Raw genomic sequence first — 10,122 nt, 5'->3', positions numbered from 1 at the left:
AAGCAGGGTCTTAACTTACTGCAAGTTATTACTCAGGCGCTACTTGGTAATGTCTGTGTTTTTCTCGCCTCAATTACTACTAGCTAGGCAGTTACAAAAAGTCTGTAAATGCGGTGTTAAGCCTCTTTAGGAGAAGACATACTCAGTCTAGTGATCAACCAACGGCAGAACAACAACCAAATCGAGCAGATTGAACTGCTAATATAGCTTTTACTATCATCAATAATTACTGCTTTAAATGACTCACTACCAAAAGTTACTAAAAATTTCCACTACTAGCAAATCTTTTTACAACATCACCGCGAAAATTGAAGCCATAGTTACAGAGTCGGGAGTTGAAACTGGTCTTTGTACTCTATTTTTGCGCCACACTTCAGCCAGTTTAGTCATCCAAGAAAATGCTGATCCCGATGTTCTTGTGGATTTAGCTAACTTTATGGCGAAAATCGTCCCAGAATCAGGCAAATACATCCACGATGCAGAAGGCCCCGATGATATGCCGGCACACATTCGTACCGCACTTACCCACACTTCGGAACATATCCCCATTAATCGTGGTCATCTGGTGCTGGGAACTTGGCAAGGAATTTATATTTGGGAACACCGCCAGCGCAGTCATGTAAGAGAATTAGTTGTTCACATTTCTGGATAGTTCTGAATTTTAATTTCTTTAAAGTGTAGTTTTGTCCAGTGTAAATACTCTGTTTAGAATGCGTATTCTTTGCTTATAATATAATAAACTGCGCGGTGATATACATTAAATAAATTTCGCCGCTATAACTTTATAATATAAAAATTATTGATGCAAGATTAACTAGATACACACTAAATAATTCGTGTCAATTTGTAAATTTAAAAGTTAAGTTTATTTGTGATTATTTAATCATCTACTTATTCCGACATACACTAATATTTAGTGTAGGCTGCGTGGGCAATTTCAATTACTATGAAGCAAAAAGTGACACCAACTCATACTTTCCAATTTATTGATGAGATATTTGCCCAGCAGTCTGTTAACCTATTGTCACTTAATCCCCAAAAGACATTAATTACCAGTTTTGCAGAATTGGGAAATTTGATTGTTGAACAAAACACGGACATTCAAATTATCACAAACCTTCAAGAAACTCTCGTAAGCATAGTCCATACTCAATTGCAAAACTTTCCAGAAAACATCTTCTGGGATTTTGATTTTCTGGTAAGTAGTATGCTTAGGCAAGCTTTAATCGCAGGTGAGGGCGCTGTTAGTTTCTTAACAGTTTTTGGTGAAAAGATGGTTTCTCTGATAGAGATGTTCGGAAATAAAACCGAAATGCGCTTTCGTTACGTTCACGATTTTATGTATGGATTTGACTGGGCAAGATGGGTACAAAAAGAGCCACAAAAACGCGCACATATAGAGCCTTTCAGTCTGGTTTTTTTGGATTATTTGCTCGTCAAAGGTAAAGAACTTTTACAACGTATTAGTCACGGTCAGGTGACATCTTATAAACTCTGTGATACCGGCTACCGCAATCCCTTCACATTTTCTCGTGAACCAGAAGATGAATACCGTCTGCTAACTTGTCTTGCTGAAGAACAACTTATCCCAGTAGCAGTGTGGAACTGGAATGCTAGCCCTGTATGGAACAAACCTTTCCAAGAAATGCGCCAGCAATTAGCATTAAAATTAGATATTCAACCACAGAGACACTGATTAGCAATTAAAAATTAAAAATTGCTGAAGAAAATAATTATGAAAATTGCTGATTTAATTACTTGGTTTGAAGCATGGGCAAATCCGGCTTGGTGTGAAAGCTGGGATAATTGTGGCTGGCAGATTGAACCAGGAGTTTTGCCGGAAAAAACACGGGTTTTGGTCTGTTTGACGCCGACTTTGGCAGTAATGCAGGAAGCGATCGCTCTGAATGCTAATCTGATATTTGCCCATCATCCCTTAATTTTTAATCCTCTCAAATCTTTACGCACTGGTGAAGCGATCGCCGAAATGGTACGGTTAGCCTTTACCCACAATATTGGTATTTATACTGCTCACACGAATTTTGACCAAGTGCAGGATGGTACTGCTGACGTTTTGGCTCAGATTTTAGAACTCAAAGAAGTGACTCCCATAGTACCTACACAAGCCGGATTAGGATATGGGCGTGTTGGTTTGCTAGAGCCATTTCTGACATTACAGGAGTTACTCGCAACCATTCAAACCCGACTTGCTCCCCCTAATTTGATTTTTTCCCCAACTGCTGATTTACAGCAAACAATTTCACGAGTTGCCGTTTTGGGTGGTTCGGGGGCTAGTTACATTTCAGGCGTCGCCAAAACTGGCGCTCAAGCTTATCTGACTTCTGATTGTAAATTTCATCAGTTTCAAGAAAGCCGCGATTGCAATCTTATTTTAATCGATGCTGGACATTATGCTACCGAACGTCCAGCTTGCGATCGCTTGGTGCAAAAATTCCAGTCCTTAAACCTAGACTGGGTGCAATTAAGTCAAAAAGATGAAGATTTCCGCCAGTTTTTTGCTTGATTGCTGATGTTTCACTAGATTTTTTGCATAATTGCGTGACATCCTCCCATATATAGGACTCGTATTTGATTTTTGAAAAAAATCAGTACACCCCAAAAAGGCTTCTTCCCCACTCCCCACTCCCTACTCCCTACTCCCTACTCCCTGTCTACGCAAATAATTATGGCTACGCCACGCTGCGCGAACAAAAATCAAAGCAGACTGCTATAGACGCACCTAGAGCTAATCTTGTGACAGATTATTATCATGCTAGTGTGATGCAAATCACTAATTACGTGTAACTATAATCACATAATACTTATGTTCCATATCAACTAGTAGCAGAAGAAAATGTTCCACACTTGACGTAACAAATTGTTTACTCTGCCCTAATCAAGATGATTCGCACCCTCGTTGAATCTGCCTTCCAAACTGGATGTCTTAGTGTTGAATCTGAGGGTTTACTCCAGCAAGTGCTGGCCACTAAATGCTGGAAGGAACAGGATTTGTCAGCCCTAGCAACCTTATACAATGCAGTTCGCGCAGGTCAAATTAAACGAGAAGCTTCCTCGTCAAATGTGCTTATGGAATTTCCCCTACCATATAAATCTTGCTGATACTTCCACAGAAGATGGAGGACAGAGGGGAATTTTCTCATCGTCTTTCCCCTCTGCCTCTATATCCTTTGCTTTTCTTTCTGCCTTTTCCCTATACTTCGTTGCTTTTTTCTTAGTAATGATCAGCCAAAAACCTTAAAAACTCAAAACTCATTGGGTCTTGTTGTTGAAAACCATCAAGGTCAGCAAGAGAATGAGTTAAGATCAGATACAAGTGGGTAAAAGTAAAATCAAGTCCCCGGACTTCCCAGTAATGCCAATGATTAAAAGTAGGCAAGTTAAACAACCGCAATCAACGATTGTTTTGGAGTATTCATTATTACATAATGGTAATAAAGACTCACCAAGAAATATGAACCTGGTTAGGACAGGTACTGAATTGTTTGACTTTTATCAAGCAGACATTCCCTAGAACGAGCCGGAGGGAGATTGAGTTCATTGCTAGACCAACCATTGATTGATGACCCCACATTTCCTGATATTTGACAACTACAAGCAAATCTTAGGATTGGTTCATGAAGCATAGTTGTTGGGAACAGTGAAATTAACCTCCGAAAGGTGTAATGTAATGGGGTAGAACCCAGATTTTGACAGGTTTAACTACGTTGTTTAAAAAGGCAGAAACAGTACATGCTACACCGCAAGATTTATCAACTGTGTTGCGATGGGCGCGAGGTATGTGTTTTCTTGCGGGACCAGCAACGCTGGATTGAACGCGCCCGCATCATCGACATAGAGGGAGATTTAGTGACCCTACGCTATGAAACAGAAGAAGAAGACGAAGTTTGTTCTTGGGAAGAAATGGTTCGCCTCGAGAGCATTGGTGCTGTAACGCAAAAATTGGCTTCAGTACCACGCGGTAATGTGGAACCTCTGATGACTGAAGATTGTCCCGAAGCTGAACGCATCCACAACCGTTACACTGACTCGAATCCAGAATAAATCAGTCATTAGTCATTAGTCATTAGTCATTAGTCATTAGTTAAAAATGACAAAGGGCACCGGACTAATGACTATTGGCTATCATTCAAACCTTCAAAAGCCGGACAGTAACCTTCTAGAGTTACCTTAAAGTTATACAACGGGGAAGCTGGATTCCAACACCTCTGCCCCCTTTGATGTCGGCAAGTACCACAACAGTCTACATCTGTCCATGTATAGCGATCGCTATTTTGGTTGAGCAGTTCTCGTTGAGACAATCCCCTTAATACTAGTTCTTCGCCTTGCCAACGAGCTTCGATTAAACCAGTATCGGCAAATTGCCGCCAACGCGGATCGGCAGTAATCACGTTGGGTATGGTGATGGTGATTACTGTTCCTAACTCTGTCAGTTCGCCTTCGTAGTTAGTTTCTGGTGCTGCTGGTTGTAAAAAGTTATCGCCGATGGGCAGTTCTACTAAGGTGTTAGCCGCCGGGGAATGTATATGGTAACGGTTTTGCAACTCCTCTAAGCTAGTCAGGTCTGCCAAGTAGGTCGGAGAACCGTGGACAAAAATGACGTGCTGGGGTCGCAAATTATGAATTAGTTGCGTAGTACCAGGGCCATCACTATGTTGAGCCAAAAGATAGGTTTCGACATTGGTAGGCGCTAAATATTCTTTATTAACTTTTATATCAATTTTTTCTGGTAGAAGGATCAGCCAAGGGCCGGTGTCTAGTTGGCAATGTTCACCTAAATCAGATGTAGAGTCGGTGAGGACAATACAAGGTGACTTGCCCACAGTGGGACGATGTTCTGGTTGTAAACGACGCACGCGGGGACGCACCCGTTCATCCCAAAACAAGGGTTGATGGCGGGCGAAGTTCTGCACGGATGGGGGGAGATGGGGTAGCAGTTCTAGGTACGCATCACAGCCAGTGGCGACAGCACCATCTACCCAGATATCTAAATCTCTTCCGGTGAAGTGGTGATGAGAGCGTAAGAGCATTAATAGTTCTTGACCTAATCCTAAAGCCGGGGTGGGAAGGATTACAGAACAATGGTCAGCGATCGCTCGATTAATTCGCTCTGCTAGTTGATTTTCTTGGTTGCGGCGGTGAGGATGACGGGATGTGCCATAACTGCCTTCAATAATTAGCACATCCAAGTCTAAGCCCCGCAGTTCCTCTAAACGCAAGCCTTCTACCAGGCGGGAGTTTGACAGGAAAAAGTCGCCTGTATACAGTAGCTTGTAAGTACGCTGCTGGGTGGTGTAGGTAAGTAGAATCGCTACTGCCCCTGGTAGATGCCCTGCGGGAAATAATTCTGCTACCAGACCATCTTGGAATTCTACAGGCGATCGCAACGGCAAGGCATGACAAAACTGGGAAATTTTCTCTCTTTCTTGGTCTTTCCAATTCAGTGGCAGTAACTTGCTGGTTACTTCGCTGCCATAAATAGGTAACTTGGGAAAAGCTTTATGCAGTTCCAGTAAGCCTCTGGCGTGATCTGGGTGGGCGTGACTAATCAAAACTAAATCTGCTGGTGGGGGCGAACTAGCTCCACGTCCTGACTTCGTAAGCCCATTAGCCAGCGATGAAATATCCTCCAAACCACAATCCAACAGGATGCGGTGTGGCCCCATCTTCACCAATAAACACACGCCCTCATTGTCATGCTGGACACTATAGGGCAAACATTCTAATTCACTACTCGCTTCCGCAGCATCTACGCGAGAAGATGCCGACAGATTATCCCTCATGCTTCCTCCCCTCAAACCTCATCATCATGGACATATCCCAAAAGCCAAAAGTTACACAAATTTTGGTTTTGTGACTTAGGGGTAAGTTTTATCGTGCGCCCCTACACCCTGAGAATACGGATTTTTGATTGGGGAGGACGCCTCCACCGAACCCGCACTGGTTCGGAAAGGTGGGCTAACAAGAAGCCATCAAATTAGGAGCTAAAGGAGTTTGGCTCTTGTTTATTTTCCCTTTGCAAGTTCTGAGCTATCTTAGCCAACTCACCATAAGGCAAGTCACCCAAGCGTCTACAGACTTATCTCAATGTGCAGAACCATTGCCGTGATAGTTATCTGAATCATAGAATCCATTTTTCGTGCCAAAAAATAAGCACGAAAGCGTAAATATAACTGTTAATCCAGCTAGAATCAGCTTTACATCCATTAGTTTGCTGTCCCTTAACTCAAAGACTTTCCTATATTAATTTAGTGCTTGGGCAATCAAACGCAATCACTAGAAAATCTTTACTATGCTTATGTGGATTGGGCAATAGGTAAATTTACCGCAATCAGTCAGATTGTAGAACTTTTCGGTTCACCTGTCTATCGATCTAGATGTAAACCAATATGAATGAGTGCGATGTCTACGACGGGCTGTTCGGTGACGCAATTCTCTACAGCCCGTAAAAATCTTCATCTAGAATCTGCTCAATCGAAAAAGGACAAACGGTGGGATACTCACTTTCTTGCGGTATCCGAATTCCAAACTTAGCTAGCTTACCTTCCTTAATCCCTAGCTTTCGAGCATCTGGGTAGGCTTTTTCCACCGCCTCTACCAGAAAACTTTTTAGAGAAGGAGTATCTGCCAAATTATTCAAAACTCGCTGACGATGTTCAAGTATTGAGCTATACCAGCTGCTTTTCATGCTATCCGGTACATCATACTGAACTCGTAACTTGAGTAAATGCGCCAACAAAATTGTCAGATTGCTTTTGAGCGCATTTTTCTCAGCCTTACCCAAATCAACTAGCTCCTCAATCAAATGCTCAATATCCAACGCCTCAAAATCATGATTTTGTAACTGTTGAATGGTTTGCTCAATCCATAATTGCAAATCTTGATCGTATAGTGTGTGAGGCATTTCTCAGATCAACTCCCAGTTATTCAACATTCCAGCTAGCCTTGAAAGTTTATCCGATCATAGCGATGAAAGCGATGTCTACGACGGGCTATTCGGCGTCGCACATCCAAGTGTTAAGGGAGAAATAATCAATACCCAATGCCCCATGCCCCACTTATCTTGTCCGCAACAATTGCACAAAGGTATTACTCACCGTATTGTCTTTAGTATCCGCCGCGTATTGAATCAATTTTTCCCGCAGTTCTTTGGCTGCATCTATCTCAAGTAAGGTTGCTAGCAAAAAATAAACACCACGAAAACGCGGATCGCCCATTCTATCAACTAATAGTCCTTCGGCTGCATCACTTTCGCCCAGAAAGTTTTGCACTAAGAAGAAATCCATGATTTTATCGTGGCGGAAGTACCATTCTTTCTTCGCTTCGCTTTTTTCATCTTGCCACTGACGGCTGACTACCATCTTGTATTTATCGTCTTCCAGAGACTTGACAACTTGGTGAAATTCATCGCCAGGTAGGGCTTGTTTGTCTTCGAGTCGCATTTGGTAGACGGCGGCGGAAACTCTTTTGAGCGGAAAATCTTGTTTCCATTCTTGCTGGTATTCTGCCGCCATCAGGTTGTATTGCTGTTCTTGCAGGCAAAACAAGTTTGGCTCCTTACCTTGTGATAGCATCAGCGCTACCACTGTTAAATCCATTGGATTGGAAAGAATTCGGCGGACAGCATCTAACTCTTCTTGGGATTGCTGGTTATTGAGGACTTCTGTTAAATAAGCTGATTGCACTGCATTAGCATGGGTGGAGTTCGCTTTTTTGAGGTTACTGAAATGGCTTTGTAGTAAACTAATATCCTGTAATTTCCAAAGAACGTTTTTGTTAACGGCAACTTCGGAAATTTGTTTAGCTAACTCGCTACGTAAACGTTCTAGCCCCTTAGTGCCCTTCCAAGCTTCCAGAAATACGTTAAGGATTTTGACACCTTCATCATGTGTAAGTTTGTCAGGAGTCGCTTGAGAAGCGTCAAGCCATTTGAGTAGAGTTTTCACTTCTTCAGTGCCACCACCCAAGAAATAGGTTAAAAAACGCCAATTTAAATATCCTGAGTCATCACGTTTATAAAAATTATTCAGAATTAGAACAACTTCTTTTAACTCTAATTTTGTGATATTTTCCAATGCCTCTGCCACATCGAGACGAACATATGAGTCCAGCTTTTCATCATTGAGGATGTTCACGATGTCAGGGATATACTTGGCTGCTGCCTGCCCGAAATTGCCTAATGCCTTTGCTGCACTAACACGAACTATGGAGTCCACTTTTTCGTCATTGAGGATGTTGGCGATGTCAGGGATATACTTGGCTGCTGCCTGCCCGAAATTGCCCAATGCCTCTGCCGCACTGAGACGAACATATAAGTCCACTTTTTCATCCTTGAGGATATTGGCGATGTCAGGGACATACTTGGTTGCTGCCTGCCCGAAGTTGCCCAATGCCTCTGCCGCACTGAGACGAACATATAAGTCCACTTTTTCATCCTTGAGGATGTTGGCGATGTCAGGGATATACTTGGTTGCTGCCTGCCCGAAATTGCCCAATGCCTTTCCTGCACTAACACGAACTATGGAGTCCACTTTTTCATCCTTGAGGATGTTGGCGATGTCAGGGATATACTTGGCTGCTGCCTGCCCGAAATTGCCCAATGCCTCTGCCGCACTAGCACGAACAGTGGAGTCCACCTTTTTATCATTGAGGAAGTTAAGGATGTCAGGGATATACTTGGTTCCTGCCTGCCCGAAATTGCCCAATGCCTTTCCTGCATTAGCACGAACAATGGAGTCCACCTTTTCATCATTGAGGAAGTTGAGGATGTCAGGGATATACTTGGCTGCTGCTTGCCCGAAGTTGCCCAATGCCTCTGCCGCACTGAGACGATTACCATTAGCAATCTTTTCATCCTTGAGGATGTTGAGAATATCAGGGATATACTTGACTGCTGCCTGCCCGAAGTTGCTCAATGCCTCTGCCGCACTGAGACGAACATCTGAGTCCAGCTTTTCATCATTGAGGATGTTGGCGATGTCAGGGATATACTTGGCTGCTGCCTGCCCGAAGTTACTCAATACCTTTGCCTCATAGAAACTAACTCTGGCACGAATTGTGCCAAGAACATATGAGTCCACCTTTTCATCCTTGAGGAAGTTGAGGATGTCAGGGATATACTTGGCTGCTGCCTGCCCGAAGTTGCCCAATGCTTTTGCCGCACTGAGACGAACATCTGAGTCCACCTTTTGATCCTTGAGGATATTAGCAGCTTTCTGGGCAATTTCCTCCGGTTTCTTAAGCACAATTTTTAAATCTTGCCCCTCATATGTAGCTAATTTATCGAAAGAATATCCCTTCACTTTGGGGTAGCTGTCGTCAAGGGCTGCTATTATGCCTTCAATCTGCCAAGGTTGTGGTTTGGGTTTGGGGGTTTCTTTGGCGTTTACCCAAGGTAGACAGAGGAGGAAAGTCAGAAGCAGGGTGAAACAGAAAAGGAAAAAGAGCGGCTTGCTGGTGTGGCGGGGTATGGTGATCATAATTGGGTGCAAGATGGCAGATTACACGCGGTTAACGGTATAGTACCCAGCCTGCCCAGAGTTCTAAAGCAATCCTAAATCATTCGTGAACTACAAGATCCCCGACTTCTTGGAGAAGTCGGGGATCTAATAACGCCAGTGCGTTCATTGGTTGGATACTTTTGTTAATTGGAAGTCCTTTAACGGAGTTCTAAGCTTCATTTGCAAAGCTCTGAGGTTTATCGACGAAGCTCTGAGGTTCATTTACAAAGCTCTGAGGTTCATTCACGAAGCTCTGAGGTTTATTCACGAAGCTTTGAGGTTCATTTACAAAGCTCTCAGGTTCATTCACAAAGCTCTCAGGTTCATTCACGAAGCTTTGAGGTTCATTTACAAAGCTCTCAGGTTCATTCACGAAGCTCTGAGGTTCATTCACGAAGCTCTGAGGTTCATTAACCAAAAGATACATCTCGTTTTGCAACTTAGGAAACTCTCAATACGATTCGGTTAAGGTGCATAGTCCTTAATGATCCCCCTAAATCCCCCTTTGTAAGCTATCCATTACCCACATCTTTCTTAACATGAACATTGACAAAAGTAAGAGATTATGCAAGAGGTAAGGAGACGAAAAAATCACCAATGACTC

At 43.0% G+C, this 10,122-nt stretch carries 8 protein-coding genes and 1 pseudogene; 5 read left to right on the top strand and 4 right to left on the bottom strand.

Annotated elements, in window-relative coordinates; translation table 11 throughout:
- Window positions 1–238: 238 nt before the first annotated feature.
- The 5 genes from V7L05_RS15985 to V7L05_RS15965 all read left to right on the top strand — a co-directional run bounded on the left by V7L05_RS15985 (window position 239) and on the right by V7L05_RS15965 (window position 4,062).
- Entirely contained in the window at window positions 239–652 is a 414-nt protein-coding gene (locus V7L05_RS15985; RefSeq protein ID WP_335165369.1) for a secondary thiamine-phosphate synthase enzyme YjbQ, read from the top strand.
- Window positions 653–946: 294 nt separating this feature from the next.
- Window positions 947–1,696: a hypothetical protein gene (locus V7L05_RS15980; RefSeq protein ID WP_335165368.1), complete on the top strand. Its 750-nt coding sequence runs from the start codon at window positions 947–949 to the stop codon at window positions 1,694–1,696.
- A 39-nt stretch (window positions 1,697–1,735) separates the two neighbouring features.
- On the top strand, window positions 1,736–2,524 hold the full coding sequence (locus V7L05_RS15975; protein ID WP_335165366.1) for a Nif3-like dinuclear metal center hexameric protein: 789 nt from the start codon (window positions 1,736–1,738) through the stop codon (window positions 2,522–2,524).
- Between the two features lie 377 nt (window positions 2,525–2,901).
- Window positions 2,902–3,120: a hypothetical protein gene (locus V7L05_RS15970; RefSeq protein WP_335165364.1), complete on the top strand. Its 219-nt coding sequence runs from the start codon at window positions 2,902–2,904 to the stop codon at window positions 3,118–3,120.
- A 630-nt stretch (window positions 3,121–3,750) separates the two neighbouring features.
- Window positions 3,751–4,062 carry a DUF6679 family protein gene (locus tag V7L05_RS15965; protein ID WP_012408115.1) on the top strand — a complete coding sequence of 104 codons (312 nt, stop codon included), beginning with the start codon at window positions 3,751–3,753 and terminating at the stop codon, window positions 4,060–4,062.
- 71 nt (window positions 4,063–4,133) lie between these two features.
- Here the strand turns inward: V7L05_RS15965 and V7L05_RS15960 are convergent, their stop codons facing one another.
- The 4 genes and pseudogenes from V7L05_RS15960 to V7L05_RS34715 all read right to left on the bottom strand — a co-directional run.
- A complete protein-coding gene (locus tag V7L05_RS15960) occupies window positions 4,134–5,801 on the bottom strand; it encodes an MBL fold metallo-hydrolase (protein WP_335165363.1) in 1,668 nt (555 codons plus the stop codon).
- A gap of 653 nt (window positions 5,802–6,454) precedes the next feature.
- On the bottom strand, window positions 6,455–6,922 hold the full coding sequence (locus tag V7L05_RS15955; RefSeq protein ID WP_335165361.1) for a DUF29 domain-containing protein: 468 nt from the start codon (window positions 6,920–6,922) through the stop codon (window positions 6,455–6,457).
- A gap of 154 nt (window positions 6,923–7,076) precedes the next feature.
- Window positions 7,077–9,098 (bottom strand): HEAT repeat domain-containing protein, encoded by a 2,022-nt coding sequence (locus tag V7L05_RS15950; protein ID WP_442937864.1) that lies wholly within the window; start codon window positions 9,096–9,098, stop codon window positions 7,077–7,079.
- Window positions 9,099–9,116: 18 nt separating this feature from the next.
- Window positions 9,117–9,497: pseudogene (locus V7L05_RS34715) on the bottom strand (HEAT repeat domain-containing protein); the annotation flags it as partial.
- Window positions 9,498–10,122: the final 625 nt, after the last annotated feature.

Origin of the sequence: Nostoc sp. (genome assembly GCF_036917755.1) — a bacterium.
GTDB lineage: Bacteria > Cyanobacteriota > Cyanobacteriia > Cyanobacteriales > Nostocaceae > Nostoc.
Note: the sequence above shows the minus strand (reverse complement) of the source record. Positions and strands in the feature narration are given on the sequence as shown.